At 69.4% G+C, this 23956-nt stretch carries 23 protein-coding genes; 9 read left to right on the top strand and 14 right to left on the bottom strand.

Translation table 11 applies throughout. The features are described 5' to 3' along the window. Positions 1-237 precede the first annotated feature (237 nt). The 3 genes from ACFOWB_RS24740 (at position 238) to ACFOWB_RS24750 (ending at position 4278) form a co-directional block, all read left to right on the top strand. Positions 238-1512 (top strand): capsular polysaccharide export protein, LipB/KpsS family, encoded by a 1275-nt coding sequence (locus ACFOWB_RS24740; protein WP_261405241.1) that lies wholly within the window; start codon positions 238-240, stop codon positions 1510-1512. Continuing rightward, positions 1509-2987 carry an LTA synthase family protein gene (locus ACFOWB_RS24745; protein WP_261405240.1) on the top strand — a complete coding sequence of 493 codons (1479 nt, stop codon included), beginning with the start codon at positions 1509-1511 and terminating at the stop codon, positions 2985-2987. The genes ACFOWB_RS24740 and ACFOWB_RS24745 overlap by 4 nt, the downstream gene beginning before the upstream one ends. A gap of 139 nt (positions 2988-3126) precedes the next feature. Then, positions 3127-4278 carry a polysaccharide biosynthesis/export family protein gene (locus tag ACFOWB_RS24750; protein WP_378149981.1) on the top strand — a complete coding sequence of 384 codons (1152 nt, stop codon included), beginning with the start codon at positions 3127-3129 and terminating at the stop codon, positions 4276-4278. Between the two features lie 7 nt (positions 4279-4285). On the opposite strand, the gene ACFOWB_RS24755 is transcribed toward ACFOWB_RS24750, so the two are convergent. Next, the gene (locus ACFOWB_RS24755) at positions 4286-5266 is read right to left on the bottom strand and encodes a beta-ketoacyl-ACP synthase III (protein ID WP_378149983.1); all 981 of its coding nucleotides are present in this window, start codon (positions 5264-5266) and stop codon (positions 4286-4288) included. After that, positions 5263-6531: an adenosylmethionine--8-amino-7-oxononanoate transaminase gene (locus ACFOWB_RS24760; RefSeq protein WP_378149985.1), complete on the bottom strand. Its 1269-nt coding sequence runs from the start codon at positions 6529-6531 to the stop codon at positions 5263-5265. Before ACFOWB_RS24760 ends, ACFOWB_RS24755 begins: the two co-directional genes overlap by 4 nt. A gap of 184 nt (positions 6532-6715) precedes the next feature. Here ACFOWB_RS24760 and ACFOWB_RS24765 point away from each other — a divergent pair, with 184 nt between their 5' ends. Beyond that, entirely contained in the window at positions 6716-7879 is a 1164-nt protein-coding gene (locus ACFOWB_RS24765; protein ID WP_261405237.1) for a mechanosensitive ion channel family protein, read from the top strand. Between the two features lie 72 nt (positions 7880-7951). On the opposite strand, the gene ACFOWB_RS24770 is transcribed toward ACFOWB_RS24765, so the two are convergent. The 7 genes from ACFOWB_RS24770 to ACFOWB_RS24800 all read right to left on the bottom strand — a co-directional run bounded on the left by ACFOWB_RS24770 (position 7952) and on the right by ACFOWB_RS24800 (position 12852). Further along, entirely contained in the window at positions 7952-8386 is a 435-nt protein-coding gene (locus ACFOWB_RS24770) for a hypothetical protein (protein WP_261405236.1), read from the bottom strand. Between the two features lie 55 nt (positions 8387-8441). After that, positions 8442-8708, bottom strand: coding sequence for a hypothetical protein (locus ACFOWB_RS24775; protein ID WP_261405235.1), 267 nt, complete (start codon positions 8706-8708; stop codon positions 8442-8444). A gap of 162 nt (positions 8709-8870) precedes the next feature. Beyond that, the gene (locus ACFOWB_RS24780; RefSeq protein ID WP_261405234.1) at positions 8871-10304 is read right to left on the bottom strand and encodes a homospermidine synthase; all 1434 of its coding nucleotides are present in this window, start codon (positions 10302-10304) and stop codon (positions 8871-8873) included. Positions 10305-10392: 88 nt separating this feature from the next. Beyond that, positions 10393-10863 carry a DoxX family protein gene (locus tag ACFOWB_RS24785; protein ID WP_261405233.1) on the bottom strand — a complete coding sequence of 157 codons (471 nt, stop codon included), beginning with the start codon at positions 10861-10863 and terminating at the stop codon, positions 10393-10395. Continuing rightward, positions 10860-11639 (bottom strand): HvfC/BufC N-terminal domain-containing protein, encoded by a 780-nt coding sequence (locus tag ACFOWB_RS24790; RefSeq protein WP_378149989.1) that lies wholly within the window; start codon positions 11637-11639, stop codon positions 10860-10862. Before ACFOWB_RS24790 ends, ACFOWB_RS24785 begins: the two co-directional genes overlap by 4 nt. A 4-nt stretch (positions 11640-11643) precedes the next feature. Beyond that, complete coding sequence (gene bufB / locus ACFOWB_RS24795; protein ID WP_378149991.1) at positions 11644-12495, bottom strand: MNIO family bufferin maturase; 852 nt, start codon at positions 12493-12495, stop codon at positions 11644-11646. 66 nt (positions 12496-12561) lie between these two features. Continuing rightward, on the bottom strand, positions 12562-12852 hold the full coding sequence (locus tag ACFOWB_RS24800) for a BufA1 family periplasmic bufferin-type metallophore (protein WP_261405232.1): 291 nt from the start codon (positions 12850-12852) through the stop codon (positions 12562-12564). A 167-nt stretch (positions 12853-13019) separates the two neighbouring features. Here ACFOWB_RS24800 and ACFOWB_RS24805 point away from each other — a divergent pair, with 167 nt between their 5' ends. From ACFOWB_RS24805 to ACFOWB_RS24815, 3 genes are all read left to right on the top strand, one after another. After that, a complete protein-coding gene (locus ACFOWB_RS24805; protein ID WP_378149993.1) occupies positions 13020-13571 on the top strand; it encodes a sigma-70 family RNA polymerase sigma factor in 552 nt (183 codons plus the stop codon). Then, positions 13568-14206, top strand: coding sequence for an NrsF family protein (locus ACFOWB_RS24810; protein WP_378149995.1), 639 nt, complete (start codon positions 13568-13570; stop codon positions 14204-14206). The genes ACFOWB_RS24805 and ACFOWB_RS24810 overlap by 4 nt, the downstream gene beginning before the upstream one ends. A 158-nt stretch (positions 14207-14364) precedes the next feature. Next, positions 14365-14931, top strand: coding sequence for a hypothetical protein (locus ACFOWB_RS24815; RefSeq protein ID WP_378149997.1), 567 nt, complete (start codon positions 14365-14367; stop codon positions 14929-14931). Positions 14932-15009: 78 nt separating this feature from the next. On the opposite strand, the gene ACFOWB_RS24820 is transcribed toward ACFOWB_RS24815, so the two are convergent. The 5 genes from ACFOWB_RS24820 to ACFOWB_RS24840 all read right to left on the bottom strand — a co-directional run bounded on the left by ACFOWB_RS24820 (position 15010) and on the right by ACFOWB_RS24840 (position 21150). Then, positions 15010-15561, bottom strand: a complete 552-nt coding sequence (locus ACFOWB_RS24820; protein WP_378149999.1) for a GNAT family N-acetyltransferase — start codon at positions 15559-15561, stop codon at positions 15010-15012. Between the two features lie 116 nt (positions 15562-15677). After that, positions 15678-16835: a type III PLP-dependent enzyme gene (locus tag ACFOWB_RS24825; RefSeq protein ID WP_378150001.1), complete on the bottom strand. Its 1158-nt coding sequence runs from the start codon at positions 16833-16835 to the stop codon at positions 15678-15680. A 610-nt stretch (positions 16836-17445) separates the two neighbouring features. Next, a complete protein-coding gene (locus ACFOWB_RS24830; protein ID WP_261405225.1) occupies positions 17446-18066 on the bottom strand; it encodes a biliverdin-producing heme oxygenase in 621 nt (206 codons plus the stop codon). A 75-nt stretch (positions 18067-18141) separates the two neighbouring features. Then, entirely contained in the window at positions 18142-18969 is an 828-nt protein-coding gene (locus tag ACFOWB_RS24835; RefSeq protein WP_261405224.1) for a calcium-binding protein, read from the bottom strand. A 60-nt stretch (positions 18970-19029) separates the two neighbouring features. Beyond that, a complete protein-coding gene (locus tag ACFOWB_RS24840) occupies positions 19030-21150 on the bottom strand; it encodes a TonB-dependent hemoglobin/transferrin/lactoferrin family receptor (protein WP_261405223.1) in 2121 nt (706 codons plus the stop codon). Between the two features lie 664 nt (positions 21151-21814). Here ACFOWB_RS24840 and ACFOWB_RS24845 point away from each other — a divergent pair. Both ACFOWB_RS24845 and ACFOWB_RS24850 read left to right on the top strand, forming a co-directional pair. Next, the gene (locus ACFOWB_RS24845) at positions 21815-21940 is read left to right on the top strand and encodes a hypothetical protein (RefSeq protein ID WP_261405222.1); all 126 of its coding nucleotides are present in this window, start codon (positions 21815-21817) and stop codon (positions 21938-21940) included. 148 nt (positions 21941-22088) lie between these two features. Then, positions 22089-23720 (top strand): glucan biosynthesis protein, encoded by a 1632-nt coding sequence (locus tag ACFOWB_RS24850; protein WP_261405221.1) that lies wholly within the window; start codon positions 22089-22091, stop codon positions 23718-23720. Positions 23721-23956 lie beyond the last annotated feature (236 nt).

The raw sequence follows: 23956 nt of genomic DNA on the forward strand, positions 1-23956 counted from the left end.
GCCGAGGCGATCGCGGCGCGTCCGGTCACACGACATTTTGGTAGTCGTTCGATGATTACCGCAGTGTTAACGACCGCCGGAGACGATCGCGAAGCCGAAGCGCGCGATGTTGCGACTGCGAAAAAGGCCGCGCTGATAACGCTGTCCGTAAACCCCATAAGAATAGTCGAATTAGATCGGCGGAAACGGTCGCTGGGCTATCGGGCCGTCGGCGCGCCGCCCGGGCCTCCGCCCGGCTTGACCGCCGACGAGGCCGCCGAGGCTGTGGCGCGTCTAATCGCCACAACCGGGCCGGGTGAGTTGCTCATCGAGAGCGGCGCGGACCTGCTCGATCCCGGCCTCGTCTGGCTCGACCCCTACGACCGCCGCCGGATCCCGCTGTCGCGCGCGCTCGACGTCGCGCAGGACATTCTCGAGGCGCGGGCGCGGCTCGCCCGGCGCTCCTATGCGGTGGGGATCACGCGGTGGAAGCGCCCGTTCCTGCAGGGCTTCCTCGCCGGCCCCAACGGCGCGCCGGTGTTCGCGGCGTCGGCGCAGGCGGCGGCGCGGGACGCGGCCGGCGGCCATGGGCGGGTCGTCGCATGGGCGTCGCGGCCGACCGAGAAGGTCGAGGCGGCGGCGCGGGAGGCCGGCGCTCCGTTCGCGCGGCTGGAGGACGGTTTTCTGCGCTCCGTCGGCCTCGGCTCGGCCTTCGTCGGCCCGCTCTCGCTCGTGCTCGACGAACGCGGCGTCTACTACGACCCCTCGCGGCCGAGCGACCTCGAGGTCCTGCTGGCCGAGGCCGAGATCGGGCCGCGCCTCGTCGCTCGCGCGGCGGAGCTCCGGGCGCGGCTCGTGGCCGAGGCGGTCACGAAATACAATGTCGGCGAGGCCGCCGGCGCGGTGGTGCCCGAGGGGCGGTTCGGCGTGCTCGTGCCGGGCCAGGTCGAGGACGACGCCTCGATCCTCAAGGGCGCGGGCGCGACGCGCACCAATCTCGCGCTGCTCGAAGCCGCGCGGGCGCGGCGGCCCGAGGCCTTCATCGTCTACAAGCCCCATCCCGACGTCGTCGCCGGTTACCGGCGCGGCGCGGTGGCGGCCTCCGACCTCGCCCGCCTCGCCGACGCGGTGGTGGTCGAAGGCTCGATCGCCGCGCTCTATCCGCAATTCCGCGCGGTCGAGACCATGACGTCGCTGAGCGGCTTCGAGGCGCTGCTGAGGGGGCTTGAGGTGACGACCCACGGCCAGCCGTTCTACGCCGGCTGGGGCCTGACCGAGGATCTCGCCCCCCATCCCCGCCGCGGCCGGCGCCGCAGCCTCGACGAACTCGTGGCGGCGACGCTGATTCTCTATCCGCTTTACCGCGACCCGGTCTCGGGCCTGCCCTGCGGCCCCGAAACCGCGCTCGACCGGCTCGCCGAGGCGCGCGCGAAGGCCGATACGCCGAAGGGGCGGCTCCTGGCGCGGGGGCGCCACGCCTACGCGCTCGCGCGCCATCGCGTTCTCGGACCGATCGGGCGGCTTCTGCGGTGACCGCTCTCCTCGTCGCCTTCGCGCTCTCCTTCTTGGTCTCGCTGACGCTCGAGAGCCAGCCGCCGTCGCTTGGCGGGCTGCGCGCGCCGCGGCGGGCGCTCGCGATTCGCCTGGCGCTTCATCTTGCGCTGTTCGCCGGCGCCTTCGCGCTGTCCTGGCGTCCGTTTCACGCCGCCTTCGTCACGGTCGCGATCGCGTTCCTGTTCGGGGCGGGCAGCGCCATGAAGGCCCGCATCCTCGGCGAGCCGGTCGTGTTCTCGGACTTCGCGCTGGTGAAGCTCGCGATCCGTCATCCGCGGCTCTATTACGCCGAGAAGCTCGCGGAGCCGCGCGCGCTCGCCGTGTTCGCCGGGGTCGCGCTCGCCACGGTGGTCTGGTTCGCGCTGGAGCCGTCGATCCTGCCGCCGGGCGGCTGGGCGCTTCTGCCGGCCCCGGTTCTCGTCTGCGCGGCCGCGGTTCTGGCGCTCCGATCAAAAACCGCGTCGGACGTCGCGCGGGGGCTCGTCGGCGCCCGGCCGGACCTCGACGCGGACGTCGCGCGCTTCGGCCTCGGCGCCGCCATGACGCTGCACTGGCTGGTCTGGCGACGGCAGGAGCGTCCCTCGCCCGAGGCCCGGGCCGCGATCGCCTCGGCCCCCGTCCTCCGCGCAGGACAGGGGCCCGACGTCGTGATCGCGATCCAGTGCGAGAGCTTCGTCGACGTGGCGGCGCGCGGCGAGGCGGGGCCGGAGCTCGCCGCCTATCGCGCGCTGTCCAGGGAGGCGCTCGCCTGGGGGCGCTGTCGGGTTCCGGCGGAGGGCGCCTACACCATGCGCGCCGAGTTCGGATTCCTCACCGCGATCCCGCTCGGCTCGGTCGGCTTCGACGTGTTCGACCCCTATCTGGTGGCGGAGGATTACGCGGAGGCCTCGATCGGCCGCCGCATGAAGGCGGCGGGGCGGCGGACCGTCTTCCTCCACCCCTATGACCGCCGCTTCTTCGCCCGAGACGAGCTCATGCCGAAGCTCGGCTTCGACCGGTTCGTGGATCAGAGCGCGTTCTCCGAAAGCGATCGGTTCGGCCCCTATGTCGGGGACGCGGCCGTCGCGGAGGCGATTCTCGGCGAGGTGGAGGCGGCGGAGGGGCCGCTCTTCATCTTCGCCGTGACGATCGAGAACCACGGGCCCTGGGGGCCGGGGCGCCTGCCGGGCGTCAACGACGGCGCCGCCCAATACGCCCGCCATCTCCAAAACTCCGACCGGATGATCGGCCGGCTCGCCGAGGCGCTGAAGCGCCGGCCGGGCGGGGGACTGCTGTGCGTCTATGGCGACCACGCGCCGGCGCGCACGATCCATCCGGGCATGCCCGACCGGCGCGCGGCCGACTACATCGTCTGGGACGCGCGCGGGGCTGAGGCCGGGGCTGCGGGCGCGCGGCGCGACCTCGACGTCGACGAGGTCGGGCGAATGGTGCTTGAGCACGCTTCGTTAAGGTGAATGTTGCTAAAACGTCTCAGCGCGCCGCCCAAGCGATGGCGCAAATGGGGCTCGGCCCGCCCGGGCCCCTCGATCGGTTGGCAGCGCATACCTTCAATGCTAACCCGATCGCTCGGGGTTACGGGTTCGTGAGGAATTGATGCGGTCCAGCACGGTGTCCGGCCTGGCGATCATCGCCGCGGCCGCCGGTCTTCTCGCCGGCTGCTCTGCGATGCCGGCGGCGGGTCCGTCGACGCAGGATATCGTTTCCGAGAAGCAGGCGCTTCAGAACTATGTCCTGGTCAATCTCGACCAGCGCGCCGTCGACATTCTCTCGCAATATCGCGTCACAGCCTTTTCCAGCCGCTTCGCGGCGCCTGCGCCTGCGCCGAGCCAGATCGTCGGCGTCGGCGACACGCTTAGCATCACGCTGTTCGAGGCGGGCCAAGGCGGCCTGTTCTCCAGCGAATACGGCGCCCGCGTCACCTTCACCCAGCGCGTCGACAGCGACGGCTCGATCACGGTTCCGTATGCGGGCCGGGTGATCGCCGGCGCGAAGTCGCCCCAGACGGTCGAGAAGGACATCGTGGCCGCCCTCGAGGGCCGCGCGATCCAGCCGCAGGCGCTCGTCCAGATCACCGAGACCGTGCAGCGCAGCTACGTGGTCAACGGCGAGGTCGGCACGTCGGGCCGCAAGCCCATCACCCAGGCTGGCGACCGCATCCTCGACGCGATCGCCAACGCCGGCGGCGCCAGGCAGGCGACCTACGAGACCCGCATCACCCTGCAGCGCGGTTCGAAGCAGGGCTCAGCGATCATGAAGGACATGATCGACAACCCGGCCGAGAACGTCTTCGTGCAGGCCGGCGACCGGATCTACGTGACGAAGGATCCCGAGATCTTCCTCGCCTTCGGCGCGGTGCCGCAGCCCGGTCCGATCGAGTTCGGGCTCGAGAAGCTCACGCTGCTCGAGGCGGTCGGCAAGGCCGGCGGCCTGCTCGACCAGCGCTCCGACCCGGGCGCGTTCTTCGTGTTCCGCTACGAGCCGGAATCGGCCGTGCGGCAGATGAAGCCGGACTATCAGGGCTCGTACGGGGCCAAGGTGCCGGTGGTCTATCGCGTGAACCTGCGCGACCCGAAGGCCTATTTCTACGCCAAGGGCTTCACGATCCGCGACCGCGACGTGCTCTACGTGGCGAACTCCGCCGCCGCCGAGTTCAAGAAGTTCCTCGACATCCTCGGCTCGGTGCGCAACGTCGCCAACACCGCGACCGACGCGGTCAACCTGCCGAAGCAGCTCTCGGGCAACTGACGGCGTCTTAGGTCCTGAACACCAGGGCGCCGCCCGTCAGGCCAGCGCCCGCGGCGGTCATCAGCAGCGTCTCGCCTTTTCCAAGCGGCTTCGCGGCGTGCGACAGCGCGAGCGACAGCGGAATCGTGGCCGCCGAGGAGTTGCCGTAGTCGGCGATGGTGCTGACCATGGCCTCCTCCCGCACCCCGAGCTTGCGCCCGACGGCGGCGAAGATCCGGCTGTTGGCCTGATGCGGCAGGAAGCGGTCGACCGCGGCCGCCGCGACGCCGGCCTCATCGAGCGCGGCCTCGGCGCAACCGGTCATCATCCGCACCGCCTCGGTGAACAGGCCCCGGCCGTCGGTGATCGCCATCCGGGTGTCCTCGATCGGGACGTCGGCCGAAAACGGCCGCTCGCCGCCGCCCGCCGGGATGCCGACCAGGCCGTAGCCCGAGCCCTCGGAGGCGAGCGACTGCCCGGCGACGCCGGTCGGCTCGGCGCTCGGGCCGAGCACGAGGGCGCCCGCCGCGTCGCCGAAGAGCGCGGCCGAGCCGCGGTCCGCGAAGCTGATCCTGCGGCTCAGGATGTTGCCGGCGACGACGAGCGCCGCCCGGCCGCTGGCGCGGACCTGCGCGTCGGCGAGCGCGAGCGCATAGACGAAGCCGCCGCAGGCGCCCGCCATGTCGATCGCGCCGGCCTTCAAGCCGAGCCGATGGGCGACGAGCGGAGAGGAGGGCGGGAGCAGGCGGTCGGGGGTCGAGGTCGCAAGGATCAGCAGCGCGACCTCGGACGGATCGATCCCCGCCTCCCGGAGCGCCGCGCCTCCGGCCTCCACCGCAAGCCCCGACAGCGTCTCGCCGTCTTCCGCCCATCGCCGCTCGCGCACGCCCGTTCGCCGTTCGATCCAGCCGGGCTCGACGCCGACGCGCGCCTCGATCTCGGCGTTGCCGACGCGCCGCGCCGGAACGGCGTGGCCGAGGCCGAGAATGCGGGTTCCCGCCGCCCTCATCGCGCCGCCTCCAGCGCGCCGGGCACTTCGAGGATCGCGTCGTGCAGGCGGTCGAGCTCGGCCGCCGTCACGCAATAGGGCGGCATCAGATAGATGACGTCGCCGAGCGGACGGATGAGCAGGCCGCGCTCCAGGAAGAAGGCGCGCAGCCTCGGGCCGATCTCAGATAGATAGCCGGCGTCAGAAACCTTCAGGTCGACCGCCGCGATGGTTCCGCAGGTCCGCGCGTTCGCAAACCTCGGGTCGTCCTCGTAAGCCCGGACGCGCTCCGTCTGAGCTTGCGCGAGCGCCGCGACGCGCTCCGCCACGGGCTCGTCGCGCCAGACGTCGAGATTGGCGAGCGCGGCTGCGCAGGCGATCGGGTTCGCGGTGAAGGAGGAGGAATGGAAGAAGGTCTTGGCGCGGTCCTGCGACAGATGCGCCTCGAAGATCTCTTCGCGCGCGAGCGTCGCGGCGAGCGGGACGGCGCCGCCGGTCAGTCCCTTGGACGTGCAGAGGATGTCGGGGACGAGGCCCGCCTGGTCGCAGGCGAACATGGTCCCGGTGCGGCCCCAGCCGGTCATCACCTCGTCGGCGACGACGAGCGCCCCGGCCGCGCGCGCGATCCGCGCCATCTCGGAGAGCGCCTCGGGCCGATAGGTCAGCATGCCGCCGGCCCCGAGGATCAGCGGCTCGAGCACGAGCGCCGCCAGCGCGCCGTCGCGGCCGGCGCGCTCCAGCGCGTCATAGGCCGCCTGCTCGGCGCCGGGCTCAGGGAAGGGGATGCGCTCGACCTCGAACAGCAGCGGCGCGTAAGGCGCGTTGAAGACGCCGCGCGCGCCGACGCTCATCGTGCCGATCGTGTCGCCGTGATAGCCGCCCTCGAGCGCCGCGATCCGCACGCGCTTGAGGTCGCCGCGGTTCTGGAACGTCCCGAGCGCCATCTTCAGCGCGACCTCGACGGCGGTGGAGCCGGAGTCGGAGAAGAAGACGCGCGTGAGGCCGCGCGGCGCGACGCCGACGAGGCGTGAGGCGAGGTCTTCGGCGGGCGCGTGGGTCAGTCCTGCGAAGATGATCTGGTCGAGGTTCTCGCTCGCCTCCCGGATCGCCGCCATGATGCGCGGCTGGCGGTGCCCATGCGTCGTCACCCACCAGGACGAGATCGCGTCGAGGATCGCGCGGCCCTCGGCGTCATGAAGCCAGGCGCCCTCCGAGCGGACGATGCGCGGCGGGGCCGGTTCGACGGCGTGCTGGGTGAAGGGGCGCCAGACGGCGGAAGCAGACATCGGCTGAACTTGAGGGAGGCTGAAGGGCGCATCCCTATAGCGGGCCGACCCTCGCGCCAAGCCGTCCGAACGGCGCCTAAAATTTCTCGCTGCGGCGCACGCATTTTGTTCGCATCCGCGGGAACCCTCTGGAAGGGCGGTCCGTTCGCCCCCCATGCTGGAGGAAACACCGGGGATTTCCGCCATGGAGGATGTCGCGGCCGTCGTCGAGCAGGGCGCAGAGCAGCTGAACTGGCTGCCCGACTGGGCCGTGAGCCTCCTGCTGTTCGCCTGCGCGATCGCGATTCCGGTCGCGGTTCACGGCGCGATCTTCCGTCGCCTGCAGCGCAAGGTCGAGAACCGGTCGCTGTTCTGGCGCTCGCTGGTCCAGCGCACGCAGGGCCCGTCGCGGCTCGCGCTCCTGATCTTCACGCTCGGCGTCGCGATCGCGGCCGCGCCTCTGCCGGAGGTCGCCGTGGGGGCGCTGCGCCACGGCCTGCTGATCGCCACCATGGTGCTGATCGGCTGGACAGCGGTGACGGCGCTCCACATCTGGACCGTCGTCTACATGCGGCGTTTCAAGCTCGACGCCGAGGACAACCAGCTCGCCCGCAAGCACGCGACCCAGATCTCGATCCTAAAGCGCGCGGGCGTCACGCTCGCCTTCGTGGTGACGCTCGCGGCCGCGCTGATGACCTTCGACAGCGTCCGGCAATACGGCGTCTCGCTGCTGGCGTCGGCGGGCGCGGCGGGCCTCATCCTCGGCCTCGCGATGCAGCCGGTTCTGGCCAATCTCGTGGCCGGCATCCAGCTCGCCATCACCCAGCCGATCCGGCTCGAAGACGCCATCGTGGTCGAGAACGAATGGGGCTGGGTGGAGGAGATCACCAGCACGTACGTGGTCGTGCGCCTCTGGGACTGGCGGCGCCTGGTGCTGCCGCTCAGATACTTCATCGAGAACCCGTTTCAGAACTGGACCCGCGACGGCGCGTCGATCATCGGCACGGTGATGATCTATGTCGACCACTCGGCCCCGATCGCCGTGATGCGCGAGAAGCTCGAGGAGCTCGTCGCCGAAAGCCCGCTCTGGGACGGGCAGGTGGTCAATCTTCAGGTCTCCGACGCCAAGGAGTTCGTGATCGAGGTGCGCCTGCTGGTGTCGGCCGGCACCTCGCCCAAGGTCTGGGATCTGCGCTGCGAGATGCGCGAGAAGATGATCACGTGGCTGAACGCCGAACACCCTTACGCGCTGCCGCGCCACCGCGCGGACGTCAGCCACCGGGCCCCGGCGCCGGCGGCCGAGATGGAGACGCGCCCGGTGTTTCGGCAGCGCGTTCCGAAGCGCTCCGCGCAGCAGGAGCCGGCCTGAGGGGCTGAAAAACGTTCGGGCGGAGCGCCGGTCCGGCGCCCCGCCCGAGTCGATTTTTGGTCAAGACGATCGTCAGTCGAGCTTCTTGCAGGTTCCGTCGCCGATGAGCGTGTTGTCGTCGGAGGTGACGGTGAAGTTCAGGTCGCCGTCGGCCTTGTTGACGTGGACCATCCAGCCCGTGCCGCCTTCGACGCCCTGGATGATCTGGGCGTCGCCGACGACCGCGTAGGTCCCGATCGGTGTGATGTGCGGCAGCCCGTCGGCGGTGACGCTCGCGATGACGCGGCTTTCGAAGTTGACCAGCAAGCGGCCCGGCAGCTTCAGGTCGCCGAAGCTCTCGGTCTTCGAGCAGCCGCCCTCCTTGCAGAAATAGGCGGCCGCGATGGTGCAGTCCATCGGCCGGTTGTCGTCGTCGGCGGCCTGCGGGGCCGTGGGGGCCTGCGCGAAGGCGGGCTGGCCGAGCACGGCCGCGAGCGCGGCCGCGGCGAGGAATGTGGTGCGACGCATGTTTCAGGTTCTTCCCGAGATCGAGGTGTTGATCAGACGCGAGACGCGGCCGTCTTCAGTAGGGAACCGGGCAGGGCGGATAGGGCGGAGCGCCGCAATAGGACGGATAGGCCGGGGCCGCGTAATAGGCCGGGCCGCCGTAGTAGTACTTGACCCTCGGGCGGCGATTGGCGTCGGCGATCGCGGAGCCGACCACGGCGCCTGCAAGCAGGCCGCCGACGAGCGCGCCGCCGCGGCCGATGCGGGCTTCCGCGGGCTGGGTGGCGAGCGCTCCGGCGAGCGCCGTCGCGGCCGCGAGGCCAAGTGCAAGAGATCTTTTCATCGAAGGTCCCCCGATTGCTGTCGAATCACAGCGGGCGCGGAAGTCTACCGCCGGCGGATTTGCAGTCGCAAGTCCGGCCGGCGGTAAAAACCCCGAGATCGAAGGTCGGTTATTTTATGAAAATTCTATTTATTCGAGTCCGGAAGTATTCGCTGCGGGCGTTTAGCCCACAAAGAAGTTTCTGAACTGCCAGGGGTCGCTCTCGTCGATCTCCTCGGGGAACAAGCCAGGGCGGTTCTCGAGCGGCGTCCACTCGGTATAGTAGCCCTCGACCGGGCCGAGATAGGGCTTCTGGATCTCGAGGCAGCGCTTGAAGTCCATCTCGTCGGTCTCGACGATGCCTTCGTTCGGGTTCTCGAGCGCCCACACCATGCCGGCGAGGATCGCGGAGGTGACCTGAAGGCCGGTCGCGCTCTGATACGGCGCGAGCGACCGCGTCTCCTCGATCGACAATTGAGAGCCGTACCAGTACGCGCCCTTGGCGTGGCCGTAGAGCAGCACGCCGAGCTCGTCGATCCCGTCGACGATTTCGTCCTCGTCGAGCACGTGCAGGGTCTCCTGCGTCTTGCCCTCGGCGCCGAACAGCTCGTGCCACGACAGCACCGCGACGTCGGCCGGGTGGTAGGCGTAGTGGCAGGTCGGGCGATAGACGGCCTTGCCGTCCTCCCAGACGGTGAAGAAGTCCGAGATCGAGATCGACTCGTTGTGGGTCACGAGAAAGCCGTACTGGGGACCGGGCGTCGGGCACCAGGTGCGCACCTTCGTGGCGGCGCCCGGCTGCATCAGGTAGATGGCGGCCGCCTTCGGGTCCTCATGGGTCTTGGCGTTGGCCGGCGCCCACTTCTCATGCGTGCCCCAGCCGAGTTCGGCGGGCTGCAGGCCCTCCGAGATGAAGCCCTCGACCGACCAGGTGTTGAGGAACACGCCGCGGGGCTTGGGCTCGGCGGTGCGCTGGGTGTCGCGCTCGGCGATGTGCACGCCCTTGACGCCGATCTGGCGCATGAGGCCGGCCCACTCCTCGCGGGTCTTCGGCTCGGGCGCGTTGAGCTTGAGGTCGGAGGCGATGTTGAGCGCCGCCTGCTTGACGAAGAACGACACCATCCCGGGGTTCGCGCCGCAGGTCGACACGGCGGTCGGCAGGCCCTTGGGCGAGCGGCGGCGCAGGTCGAGCGTCATCTCGCGCAGCGCGTAGTTGGAGCGCTCGCTGGGGCCTTTGGTCTTGTCGAAATAGAAGCCGAGCCAGGGCTCGTTGACCGTGTCGATGTAGAGGCAGCCGAGCTCCTGGCAGAGCTCGATGAGGTCGGCGGAGCCGGTGTCCACGGAGAGGTTGACGCAGAAGCCCTGGCCCTCGCCCTTGGTGAGCAGCGGGGTCAGCAGCTCGCGATAGTTCTCCTTGGTGACGTGCTTCTGGATGAAGGGCACGCCGTATTCGTCGAGGATGTGCTTGTTGAGGTCGGACGGATCGATCGCGACGACCCGATCCTTGTCGAACTCGAAGTGGCGGTAGATCAGCGGAAGCGTGCCGCGGCCGATCGAGCCGAAGCCGATGATGACGATCGGGCCGGTGATCTTTCCATAGACGGGCCAATCGGTCATTCGCTCTCTCCTTCGGGTGTCGCTGCGTCGCGGCGCCGATAAACCCGAAAGAACGCGACGAATCAACGACAGCGCCTCGCGGGGCGGCTCAACGCCTCGCGAACAGCAGCCGATCGAGCGAGATCGCGCCCGGCCCGCGGGCGATCACATAGAGAAAGCAGGCGGCCCACACGCCGTGGGTCGGCCAGGCGTCGGGATAGACGAAGATCTCGATGACGAGCGTCATGGCGAGCAGCGCGAGCGCCGAGAGGCGGCTGGCGAGGCCGAGAACCAGCAGCATCGGGAACAGATGTTCGGCGATCGCCGCGCCATAGGCTGCGAGCGTCGGGTCTATCAGCGGCAGACGGTATTCGTCCTGGAACAGGAAGACGGCGCTGTCGGACAGGCCGAAGCCCGACACCTTGGTCTGGCCGGACTGCCAGAACACCGCGGCGGGAAAGATCCGGGCGGCGAGCGCCAGCGCCGAATGCGGGATGCGGTCGAGCAGGGCGACGAAACTCTCGGCGAGGCCGGAAAACCCGTGGCGGGGCCGGGCCTGAGCGGATGCGGCGTCGGTCATGGTTTGCTCCTGCGGCTTGGCCCCCGAAGCGCGGACGCAAGGCCCGCCTCGATGAGGCCGATGAGGTTTCGGGAAAGGTCGAAGTCTCGGGCGTCGGAAAGCGCCGTCTCGGCTGCGGCGTCGAGGGTCATGCCCTCGCCGAGCGCGCCAAGAAAGGCCGCGCCGCCGGGCGGAAGCCGCCGGACCACGACGTCGAGCGCCGGTCGGACGACGACGGCGTCCTCGGGCGCCCAGTCCTCGATCGGCCCGAGCTCCGCCTCGCCGGCGTTCATCGCCCAGATGGTCGCGACCGGATGGGACGAGCGGACGATCTCGACGCTCGGGTGAAGCGTGACGGCGATCCGGTCGAGCTTCGCGGGATCGAGCGCTGCGAAGGCGTCCGGTCCCAGCGGCTCGGCGTCGGCGGCGTGATAGGCGCGGGTGCGCGCCGCCTCGAGCCGCGCGACGTCGGCGAGATAGGGAAGCTCCTCCAGCCCCGGCGCCGCGGCGACGAAGTCCGGAAAGTCGTCGCCATAGGTCATCATGAGGGGCGAGCGGGGCGGGTGTTCCGCGACATAGGCGCGGGCGAGCTCCGCGAAGAACTCCTCGCCGACGATGCGGCCGACCGCGGGGAACCGCGTTCCGATCGCGTTCGTGAGCGAGACCGTGACGTTGTTGCGGTAGACGGCGAAGCGCCGGATGGGCTCCGCGCCCGAAACCCGCGAGAGCGCGACCGGCGCCGGCGTCGCGGGATCGCGGAGCGCCTCGGCGAAGCGCAACTGGGTGAGGGCGGACATCGGCTCAGGCCGCCGGCCGGCGCGCGGCGCGCGCCAGAATCGCGTCGGCGCGATCGGCCTCGGCGCGCAGGATGGCCCAGGCGGGCACATCGTTGTCCCATTCGACCAGCGTCGGCGTGGGCCCGAGCCGCGCGACGACGTCGGCGTAGAGCGCCCAGACGGGGTCGACGACTTGCGCCCCATGCGCGTCGATCAGCAGCGGCGCGCCGGTCTCGTCTTCCTGCGCGTCATGGCCGCCGAGATGGATCTCGCCCACGGCGTGAAGCGGAAAGTCCGCGAGATAGCCTTGCGCCAAAAAGCCGTGGTTCGTGGCCGAGACGAACACGTTGTTGACGTCGAGCAGCAGCCCGCAGCCGGTGCGCCGGGCGATCTCGGCGAGGAACTCGGTCTCGGGAACGTCGCTTTCGGCGAAGGTCACATAGGTGGCCGGGTTCTCCAGCAACATCCTTCGTCCGAGCGCGTCCTGCGTCTCGTCCACATGAGCGCAGACGCGAGCGAGCGTCTCGGCCGTGTAGGGCAGAGGCAGGAGGTCGTTGAGGAAGGTTTCGCCGTGGCTCGACCAGGCGAGGTGCTCGGAAAAGCTCTCGGGCTCGTAGCGGTCGCAGAGCGTGCGGAGCCTTCTCAGGTGCTCTTTGTCGAGCGCGCTTGCGCCGCCGATCGAGAGCCCGACGCCGTGGATCGAGAGCGCATGGTCGCGCCGAAGGCGCGTCAGCATCGCGTGCGGCGGGCCGCCGGCGCCCATGTGGTTCTCGGCGTGGACCTCGAGAAAGCCCGAAAAGTCGTCGGCGAGAATGTCGGCGAAGTGCTGCGGCTTGAAGCCGAGGCCGGCGCAGGCCGGCAGGTGAGCCGAGGACATGGCGGCCTCCTTGCGATCAGGAAGAGGGCCGGGCGGCGGCCGTCCGGAGGCCGCCGCCCGAACGGGTCACATCTTGATCGGCTCGAGCGAGCCCATGCCCTTCGGCGTCTTCATCGCGACGCAGGAGCCCTTCGGCACCGCCTTCCAGGCGTTGCCCTGATAGTCGACCTTGGAGGTGCCGGCGCAGGTGGTGCCGGGGCCGGCGGCGCAGTCGTTCTGGCCCTTCATCGCGACGCCGTAGCACTTCTCCTTGCCGGCCATCTTGTCGTCGGCGGAGGCGGGGGCTGCGAGAGCGAGCGTCGAAAGCGCGGCGGCGAGCGAGCCCGCGAGGGCGACGTTGACGGTGCGACGGTTCATGGTGGTTCTCCCGTTGGCGAGCCGGACGCGGCTCGTGACAGGGACTTCGCGACCGGACGGCGCTTCGTTACGTCGATCACGCGTCCGTGCGGCGTCCGTCGCATTTTTTTGCGGCCCCGCGTAACGTCCGGCCGCACGTCGCCGTAACGGCTGAACAGAGGGGTTGCGTGGGCGACAGGGAACGGGACTGGAGCGCGTGGATGACGTCCGCGCTGGCCGGCGACGCCGCCGCCTACCGCCGCCTGCTCGGCGCGCTCGCGCCGTTCCTGCGGGCGGTGGCGCGGTCGCGCGCAAGAGGCCTCGGGCTTGAACTGGCGGATGTCGAAGACGTGGTGCAGGAAACGCTGTTGGCGATCCATCTGAAGCGCGGAACCTGGGACTCGAGCCAGCCTGTCGGCCCGTGGGTCGCGGCGATCGCGCGCAACAAGATGATCGACGCCGCCCGCCGCCGCGGCCGGCGCGTCAGCCTGCCGATCGACGATTTCTCCGAGACGCTCGCGGCCGAAGAGCCGGAGCAGGGGCTCTCCGAGCGCGAGGCCGACCGGCTGCTCGAGGTGCTTCCGGGCAAGCAGCGCGAGGTGGTGCGGGCGATCACGGTCGAGGGCGCGGACACCGCCGAGGCCGCGACGCGCCTCGGCATGAGCGAGGGAGCGGTGCGGGTCGCGCTGCATCGCGGGCTCGCCAGCCTCTCGAAGGCCTATCGGAGTTTCCGCGAATGAAGACCGAGGATCTCATCTCCGCGATCGCGTCGGACGCCGCCTCTTCCCCGCGGCGGCTCCGTCCCGCCTTCTGGGCGGCGCTTGGTCTTGCGGCGCTCGCCGCCGGGGCGCTGTTCTCCGTGACGCTTCACGTCCGGCCGGACGTCGACGGGGCGCTCGGCACGGTGCGCTTTCCGCTCAAATTCGCGCTCGTCGGGTGCTTTGCGGCGGCCGCGGGCTTCGCGGCGCTTCGCCTCGGGCGGCCGGGCGCGGATGCGAGGCCGGTTCGCGTCGCGCTCGCGCTCGCCGCCGGGGCGCTCCTCGCCGCGGTCGTGGTCGAGCTCGTCGCGACGCCGATGGGCGGCTGGACGACGAAGATCGTCGGCCGGAACTGGCTGCTCTGCCTCGCCAGCATCCCGATGCTGTCGGCCGGGCCGCTCGCCATCCTGATGGTCGCGCTGAGGCGCGGCGCGCCCGATCGTCCGGCTGCGCTCGGCGCCGCGGCGGGGCTGCTCGCCGGAACGGTCGGGGCGCTGTTCTACGGGGCGCATTGCGTCGACGACAGTCCGCTGTTCGTCGCCGCCTGGTATTCGCTGGCGATCGCCGCCATAGCGGCGGTCGGAGGCGCGATCGGCTCCCGGCTTTTACGCTGGTGACTTGCGGCGTCACTGTGCCGAAGCGGGATTCTCGGAACCTTTCTAATTAACCAAAGATTTAACTTAAGCGTTCTTCACCCTGCTCATTCATGGCGCGGGCGTCTGCGCTGCGTTACGCAAAGCTCGACGGCGCGCAACGCAGTCGGGGAGCATCGGGCATGTATCGGACGGCGATGACGTTGGGCTTGGCTGTCGCGGTCGGCCTGGGAGGCGTGTCGAGCGCCAACGCCGGACTTCTCGACTTCCTGTTCGGCTGGGCCAAGCGCCCTCCGGCCGCCTCCGTCGCCGCCGCGCCGCATCCGGACCTGACGCTGAGCCCGGCCAAGCCGCGTCGGACGGCGCGCGCCAAGCCGAAGACGCCTCGGGCGCCTGTCCAGATCAGCCCCAAGGACATGCTGGCCCGCACCATCGACCCGGCCAAGAACCCGAACTGGTATCTCGAGGATCCGACGCTTCGCCGCGGCGACATCCTCGTGCTGAGCGACCGGGTGCTGGTGTTCAAGGGCGGCCCGATCGGCGTCGCACAGAACTACGCGGCGCTGTCGAACACCAAGCTTCTGACCCGCAAGGAGCGGCTGGAGGTGGCGCTGATGACCGGCCACGCCTACGACCCGCCGATGCTCGCGAACAACGGGCCGCGTCAGCCGAGCCTGCTGAAATCCGCGAGCCTGACCGCGCCGGCGCTGCCGCCGATGCTGGGGGCGGCGCGCACGCCGCGGACCTGATCGGGCGTCGCGAACCCTTAAACGAAAAAAGCCCGCAGGCGCGCCTGCGGGCTTTTTTCTTCTCGTGACGCTCTCGCGTCAGGCCGCGATCGGGCGAGCCTCGACAGGGGCGGCCGGCTTCGGCGCGAAGCGGATCGCGCCGGTCGCGCGCACGTCGCCCTTCGCGCCGTCGAGCGCGCCCTCGGCGAGCTCGAGCGCCAGGAAGCGCTCGCGCTCGACAGGGCCCGGCATCGCGAGCTCCTCGGTCGCCTCGGGACGGAAGCCGAAGCGCTCGTAATAGGCCGCGTCGCCCACGAGGATTACGGCCTCATGGCCGAGCTCCGCGGCCCGCGCCAGGCCGGCCCGCATCAGCGTCGAGCCGACGCCGCCCTCGCGGGCGTCCGACTCGACCGCGAGCGGTCCAAGCATGAGCGCGGGCCGCGTCGAACCGATCGACACGTGCCAGAAGCGCAGCGTGCCGATCATCCGGCCGGTCTCGTCCACCGCCTTGAGCGCAAGGCCACGCGCGGGCAGACGGCCCTCGCGCAGACGCTCGCAGGTCTTGGTGAAACGAGCCGAGCCGAAGGCGCGGTCGAGCAGGTTCTCGCGGGCCGCGGCGTCGCCGGCGGCCTCGTCCAGGACAATGGTCATGAAACCCTCCTTCAGGGGGTCAGACGACCTTGCGGGTCATTGTCGTGAGAAGAGCGATCCCCGAAACGTCGGGGATCTTCGGTTCCGTCGGCGATCCCCGGAGGGATCGTCTGGCCTCAGATCACCACCGAGGCCAGCGGCGCGAAGCCGTTGAACGCCACCGCCGCGTACGTCGTGGTGTACGCGCCCGTCGCCTCGATCAGCACCTTGTCGCCGATCGAGAGGCTGATCGGCAGCGGATAGGCGTTCTTCTCGTACATCACGTCGGCCGAATCGCAGGTCGGGCCGGCGAGCACGCACGGGGAGGTCGCCTCGCCGTCATGGGCGGTGCGGATCGGGTAGCGGATCGCCTCGTCCATCGTCTCGGCGAGGCCGCCGAACTTGCCGATGTCGAGATAGACCCAGCGGATCTCGTCCTCGGCCTGCGACTTCTTCGAGACGAGGATAACCTCGGCCTCGATGACGCCGGCGTTGCCCACCATGCCGCGACCCGGCTCGATGATGGTCTCGGGGATGCGGTTGCCGAAGTGGGCGCGCAGGGCCTCGAAGATCGAGTTCCCGTAGGCTTCCACCGCCGGGATGTCCTTCAGGTAGCGGGTCGCGAAGCCGCCGCCGAGATTGACCATCGCGAGCGAGATGCCGCGACGCTCGCACTCGCGGAAGATCTCCGCGGCCGAGGCCAGCGCCTGGTCCCAGGCGCCGACATTGTTCTGCTGCGAGCCGACGTGGAACGACACGCCATAGGCCACGAGGCCGCGGCGATGGGCGTGCTCGAGCACGTCCGCGGCCATCTCGGGCACGCAGCCGAACTTGCGCGACAGCGGCCACTCGGCGCCAGCGCCGTCGGCCAGGATGCGGCAGAACACGCGGGCGCCGGGCGCGGCGCGCTCGATCTTCTCGACTTCCTCGAAGCAGTCGACCGCGAACAGGCGAACCCCACGCGAGAAGGCGGCCGCGACGTCGCGCTCCTTCTTGATGGTGTTGCCGAAGGAGATGCGGTCGGGGCTGACGCCGGTGGCGAGCGCCATGTCGATCTCGACCACGGACGCGCAGTCGAAGCACGAGCCGAGGTCGGCCAGCAGCTGGAGGATCTCGGGCGCCGGGTTCGCCTTCACGGCGTAGAACACGCGGGTGTCCGGCAGCGCGCGGGCGAACTTCAGGTAGTTGTCGCGCACGATCTCGCTGTCCACGACCAGCAGCGGGCCGTCGGCCTGCGCGGTCTTGAGGAAGTTGCGGATGCGGCCGTTGTCGAGGGCGTCGAGATGGGAGGTCATAGCGGCAGTCCCCAAAGCACAAGTGTGTCCGGATGGATTGGCGCTGCCCGTTCCCGCGCGCTTTGGAGACGCGCAGGTTCAGAGTTTGCGTCGTTCCGTGGCCCGCGACCTTGTGAAGGGTCACGAACCTTCGATCACGCCGTAGTCACGACAGCTCCGCGGACGTCATGTCCGGGATCTCGAAACCGTCGCCACGCTTGGATTGGGATGACCCGCTCCGCGCGCCCGGCAAGGAAGTAGTCGCCTCTTTAGTGTCGCCGGCCTTTGGACGAGCCGGCAGAGACCAAAAAAGCCCTCTACGTCGATGCTTCACGTCGCGTCCGCCACCGGAGAGGTGACTTAAAGCCGGTTGGAATTTCCGGCCATCGGGTTGCCCGGCGGGGAGTTCCCGCCTACCCGACACACGACACAGGCACGCGTTCATTGGGCAGGCGTGGAAATAAGGGCGTTCGACCCTCCACGCAAGAAAAACCTGAGCTTTGTGACAGGGTTTTTTATGACCGAAACGTTAACGTCGGCCGTGGCCGCTGAGCGTCTTGGGGCTCCGGCGGGCGAAGGCCTCCGCGCGCGGCGCGGAGGCTGTCATCGAAGGTGTTCCAGAGGTCGTCGGTCAGCGCCCGGACAGGGTCTCTTCGGCGATCGCGCGCACGCGGCCGAAGGCTGCGACGGCCGCGGCTTCGGCGCGGGCGTCCTCCTCCGGAGTGAGCTCGGCGGCGTTGAGCGCCTCGACGAAGCGGCGCCAGTGCAGGCCGCGACCCTCGGGGTGGGCGGCGAGGTGGCGCGCGCCGGAGGTCTCGTCGAAGCCGAGCTTCTGCGCGGCCTTGAACAGGAACGCGGCCCCCAGGCTCGATCCTTCGGCGACGTAGAGCCAGCCGAGCGCCGCCGGGACGTCGCGCGGATCGACTGAGGACGCCCCGAGCGCGGGACGCTCCGCGCCGACGGCGGCGAGGTCGAGGTCGATTTCCGCGAGCTTCGCCCGAACGGCGAGTTCGGGAACGAGCGCGCCGAGCGCGCCGTCGCTGTAGAGCGGCGCGATCTCGGCGTGGAAGCGGCGCTGCATCCGCAGGAAGAGCGCGTAGCGCTCCGGGCTCGAGAACAGGTCCGCGCCCATCATGCGCCCGTCGAGCGCCTCATGAAGCTCGTGGGTCGCGCCCTTCAGGCGCTCCGCGCGGGTCGGCGGCGGCGGAGGAGGAGCGGAGACGTCGGCCGGAGCGGCCTGGAGATCGGTCATCGCAAGAGAGCCCTTCTAGAAAAGAAAGCGCGCGGCGGCCGGAGGACCGGCGCCGCGCGCATCGTCGCCCGGTTATCAGGCGAACAGGAAGTCGCCCTGGTGCAGGTCTTCGAGACCGACGCCCTCGAGGGTGATCGAGTGCTTGGAGCCGAGTTCGATCACGACGTCGCCGTCGCCGTTCACCGAAGCCGAGTCAAGCATGTCCTGGAAGTCGTCGAACTGGCCGCCGACGAAGGAGATCACGTCCTTGCCGTTGCCGAAGTCGGTGATGACGTCGTGGCCCTGCTTGGCGTCGAACGTGAAGGTGTCGGCGCCCTTGCCGCCGGTGAGCACGTCCGCGCCCTTGCCGCCGATCAGTTCGTCGGAGCCCTTGCCGCCGTTCAGGACGTCCGCGCCCTTGCCGCCGTCGATGACGTCGTCGCCCTTGAAGCCCTTGAACGCGTCGGCCTTGCCGCTGCCCTCGAAGTTGAGGTCGGCGCTCTTGAGCAGGGAGAGCAGGACGTCGGTGTTGCCGCCCATCAAGTCGAGGACGAGCTTGTTGACGATGCCGTCGCCGCCGACGCTCTCGAGGTCGAGGCCGCTGAGCAGCAGGTCGCTGTCGGTGTCGAAGTCGCCGCCGCCGAGGTCGGTGACGCCGGTGCCGAAGTCGAGGCTGTCGATGGTGCCGCCCACGGTGTGGGTGAGGAAGTCATAGGCGAGGTCGCCGGCGTCGCCCGAACCGATGATGAACGCCTGGCCGTCGGCGATCGGAGGCGCGCTGCCTTCGCCCGACCACAGCGCGTATTCGTCGCCGCTCAGGCCGTCGCTGAACGCGCCGCGGCCGGCCGCCTCGAAGTTCGCGGCGAAGTCGGCGAGATAGGCGTTGAAGTCGACGCCCCCCGAAACCTTAATGTCGATGGCCATTGGTAGTCCTCCTCGATGTCCCGGATCATCCGGAACCAAGACGTGCCGAGGCCTTCGCGCTCAGAAGCGCGCGGAAGCCCCGACGGTGAAGGTGCGGCCCGGCGAGGGAGACAGAGCGGAGCTCATCGCCTCGACATAGGCGACGTTCCGGATGTTCTCGACCGACGCGCGGACGGTGAAAGTGTCGTTGAACTTGTAGGACGCGTAGGCGTCGAGCAGCGTGTAGCGCTTGTACTGATAAGTGCCGAACGCGCCGAGATTGTCCTCGGGGACGACGTTCGTGGCGCGCCCGCCGACCGTCAGCTTGCGATCGAGGAAGCGCAGTCCGCCGTCGAGCGAGAGCTTGCGCTTGGGCGGCAGATAGATGTTCGTCAGGAAGCCGGTCGCGTCGTCCGGCAGATCGTAGTCGTCGCCGTACCGGCCGTTCAGGAACGAGGCGGCGCCGCCGACATAGAACGACCCGGCGTCGTAGTTCGCCTCGGCGTCGAAGCCCTTCAGCCGCGTCTTGTCCTTGAGGTTCACGGCGGTGTTGAGCCGGAAACCCTCATAGGCCGCGAGCGTGATGAAGTTCCGCACGTCCGTCGTGTAGACCGCGAGCTTGGCGCGGAACGCGTCGCCCTCCGCCAGGACGCCGTCATATTTGAGGTTGAGCCCGGCTTCCCAGGTCTCGGAGAGCTCCGGCTTCAGGTCGGGATTGGGCACGCTGAAGATGCCGCCGCCGATGTGCTGGCCGCCGATGAGGGCCTCCATCAGGTTCGGCGGGCGGTAGCCTTGCTTGTATGACGCGTAGACCTGCGCGCCCGTGACCGGCGTGATCGCAACCGTCGCAGTCGGCGAGAAGCGCCCGCCGGACTTGTCGACGGCGACCGGCACGCCGTTGGAGATCCCGTCGAACCTCACCGTGTCGCCGGTCATGTCGTAACGGTCGTAGCGGCCGCCGGCGATGATCTGCAGGAACTGGCCGTGATTCAGCTCGAGATTGGTGAAGACGCCGCCGACGCCGCGCTTGCCGACGGGGTTCGAGCCGTAGAACCACGACCCGTCCGGGTTGTCGGTCGGGTCCGCGCCGAACGAGGCGGTGGTGGTCTTGTCCCGGAAATACTCGCCGCCATAGGTCCAGGCGGCGTCGAACATTGGAACGCTGAAGCGGGTGACGTTGCTGAGCGACGCGCCGATCGTGTCGATGCCGTAGTCGACGTCGAAGGCCCCGTAGGTGGTCCGGGCCGGGCGATGCTGCGCGTTCTCGGTGCGGGTGAAGTAGACCTTGGCGTTGAGGTCGGCCGCGCCGTCGGCCGGGGCCCACCGATAGTCGGCGATCACGTTGTGGGTCGTGACCTTGTTGGTGTCGGTGTATTGGCCGTCGCCGGTGCCGAACTTTGCGTCGACGCCCGTGTAGGTCAGCTTGACCTGCTGGTCGTCGGCGACGTCGGCGCGGGCCTTCAGCAGCCACGACCACTGGTCCTGCGTGGTGAATTCGGCGGGTTCGCCCGCGCCTGAATAGACCAGCTCGCCGCGCGTGCCGGCCTTGTACTCGCCGAGCTTCTTGCGCCCGACGCCGGCCACGACCTCGAAGGCGTCGCCGATCTTGGTCGCGGCCGCGAGGCTCCCGTTGAAGTCGAAGGCGTTGGAGCCGGTCGTCGCGTTGACGCGCGCGCCCCAGTCCTTGCCGTCGGTCGCGAGGTCCTCGAACTCCAGCGTGCGGAACGTCACGACGCCGCCGATGACGCCGGCGCCGCCTGCGGTCGAGGTCGGACCCTTCTCGATCTCGATGCGGCTCAGAAGTTCGGGATCGAGATAAACGAGCGACGTCGCGCCGTGGCCGGACTGCTGGAAGTTCTGCCGCGCGCCGTCGATCGACATGTTCACGCGGCCCTGGTCCTGCAGGCCGCGGATGTTGACGTTCACGCCGGGATTCTGGCGGTCCATCACCGCGTCGACGCCGGCGACGCCGCGGAACAGGTCGGCGGCGTTTCGCGCCCCGCCGCGCGCCTCGATCGCCTCCCGGCCGATCTCGGCGACGCTCGCCGGCGTTTCGTAGATCGCGTCGGACGCGCCCTGCCAGCCGCGCAGCATCTGGCCGACGACGTCGATGCCGTCGAGCGCGACGGCGCCGTCTTCGGCCGGCGCAGGCTCGCTCGCCTGCGCATGCGCCGCTGTCGAAACGCCTGAGGCGACCAGCAAGCCGGCCGTCAGAACGCACGTCTTCGCCGCGGCGGACGCATGGCTCCGCCGCGCGCCCCCGATCCACACGGTCGCGCCTCAATGCTCACAACTGAAGGGGCCGGACGGGCGCGTTCCTGCGCTCCATCCGGCGTCAGGGTGTTAGCACGGCGCTCACGCGGCGCCAATAAGGCATTGATCTGACACAATAAATTCGAATTAGGATTATTCCATCTCAAAATGTCGGCCAAGTCGCCTCAATTTCATGGACCGAGTCTGGCGCGCCAGACGCCAGTCCGGGCGCGCGCGTCGAGCCCTGACGCGAACGTGTGCAAGACCGCAAGCAAGATCATGGATTTGCGCCTCGCGCGGAAAGCGAGGCCGCGACCGTCGCCGCGCGACCCACGACTGTGGGGCGGTTCGAATCGGCGTCGGCCGGGACGCGCCTTTTTCTGTGGCCGATCGGCAACGATCGGTCCCTTCCGGACCCTCGCGATCGCCCAAATTAGACCGCATTTGCTTTCGGAAACGCTCAATTTCGAACGGTTGCGTTTACGCCGCTCGCCAAGGCGCCAAATTTCGGCCGCGTGGAAACCCAATGGGCGGTTTCGCGTTCATGGAGGGATTGTTAGGGATCGCGGCCGCATCTTGCGTCGCCTGAATGTGAGCATTGAGCCTGAAACCGATGCGTGTCGCCATCTTCGTCTCGTCGATCCTCTTTGTCGTCGCCGGCGCCGCCGCGCTGCCGCCGTCCGCGCCCGCCAAGGCCACCGGCGTCCAGTTCCACGCTCAGGACGCTTACGGCCGCTGAGCCGACGGCCGCCGCGGCCGTTAACGCTCGCGTCTTCCGCAAAAGGTCATCGCCTCAATCGTCGTCCCTCGTTGCGGCTCCGCTTCCGGAGCGCATATGAGTGCGCGCGGACGTATCCGCGCCCCGACGACGACATGCGAGCCAGACGATGACCTCACGCCGCCTGCCCGACCTTGCCTCCGTCGCGACGCTCGACCGCCGGACGTTGATGCGTCTCGGCCTTGCGGCGCAGGCGGCGTTGGCGTTGGGGCCGCAGGCGTTCGCGCAAGGAAAGGCCGACGACCTCAAGTTCGGCCCGGCCGAGCCGTTCAGCTACGACATCCTGAAGAAGCTCGCGAAGGATCTGGCCGCCAAGCCTTACGTCGAGCCGGCCAAGCCCGACCTCGAGGTCGTCAAGCGCATCGACTATGACGCCCACGGCAAGCTGAAATACCTGCCCGAGCACGCGCTCTACGCAAACGCGCCGGGCGCCTATCCCATCACCTTCATGCATGTCGGCCAGTTCTTCCCGAAGACGGTGCGCATGCACGCCGTCGCGGACGGCAAGGCGCGCGAGGTTCTCTACGACCAGTCGCTGTTCGACATGCCGGCCGACAGCGTGGCCAAGACGCTGAAGGACCAGCCCTCCGCCTTCGCCGGCTTCTGGATCCGCGAGGCCAAGGACGAGGTGACGCCGAAGGGCGACTGGAAGACCCGCGAGCCCTTCGCGACCTTCCTCGGCGCCTCCTACTTCCGCGCCATCGGCGACAAGGGCCAGGTCGGCATGTCGGCGCGCGGCGTCGCGCTATTCCCGCAGCCGGGCGCGAACGAGGAGTTTCCGGACTTCATCGGCTTCTGGTTCGAGCCGGCGATGAAGGACGGCGAGCCCGTCACGGTCTATGCGCTGCTCGACGGCCCCTCGATCGCAGGCGCCTACCGCTTCCTCATCAGCCGCACCGGCGGCACGCTGATGGACATCGAGGCCGAGATCACGCTGCGCAAGCCCGTCGACCGGGTGGGTCTCGCCGCGCTCACCTCGATGTACTGGTTCTCCGAGACCGCGAAGCCCTACCTCATCGACTGGCGCCCCGAGGTCCATGACTCCGACGGCCTGGCGATGTGGACCGGCTCGGGCGAGCGCATCTGGCGCCCGCTCAACAATCCGCCCCGCATCATGACCTCGACCTTCTCGGACGAGAACCCGCGCGGCTTCGGCCTGCTTCAGCGCGACCGCCTCTACGGCAATTACGAGGACGGTGTGAAGTATCAGGACCGGCCCTCGACCTGGGTCGAGCCGGTGGGCGACTGGGGCAAGGGCGCGGTGCAGCTCGTGGAGCTGCCGACCGACGACGAGATCCACGACAACATCGTGGCCTACTGGATTCCGGAGAAGCCGTACCAGCCCGGCAAGACCGCCAAGCTCGCCTACAAGCTCTACTGGCAGGACGACGAACCCCATCCCGGCGCGCTCGCCAAATGCGTCGCGACGCGGCTTGGCCGCGGCGGCCAGCCGGGCCTGCCGCGCCCCATGGGCGTGCGCAAGTTCCTCGTCGAATTCCTCGGCGGGCCGCTGAAGGACATTCCTTTCGGTCAGAAGGTCGAGGCGGTGCTCTCGACCTCGCGCGGGACGTTCTCCTACATCTTCACCGAGGCCGTCCCGAGCGACGTTCCCGGCCACTGGCGCGCGCAGTTCGATCTCACCGTGCAGGGACCGGAGCCGGTGGAGCTGCGCTGCTACCTCAAGGCCGGCGACGAGGTGCTGAGCGAGACCTGGCTCTACCAATACCACCCGCCGGCGTGAGGGACGCTTTCTCCCCTCCCCCTTGTGGGGAGGGGCCGGGGGTGGGGGTGGTTCCGGAGAGGGTGGCGCCGGCGACGGCGCTCTACGCGCGACATTCGCGTTCCATTCTGAGCCACCCCCACCCTTACCCTCCCCACAAGGGGGAGGGGGCGTACACGTCGCGCCCGCCGCCCCCGCGTTCCAATCGTCATGCGAAGCCTGTAAGCGTCGCGAATCGTCCCGCGAGGAGCCAACCG

The sequence above is a fragment of the Chenggangzhangella methanolivorans genome, from assembly GCF_042648545.1.
Lineage (GTDB): Bacteria > Pseudomonadota > Alphaproteobacteria > Rhizobiales > Methylopilaceae > Methylopila > Methylopila methanolivorans.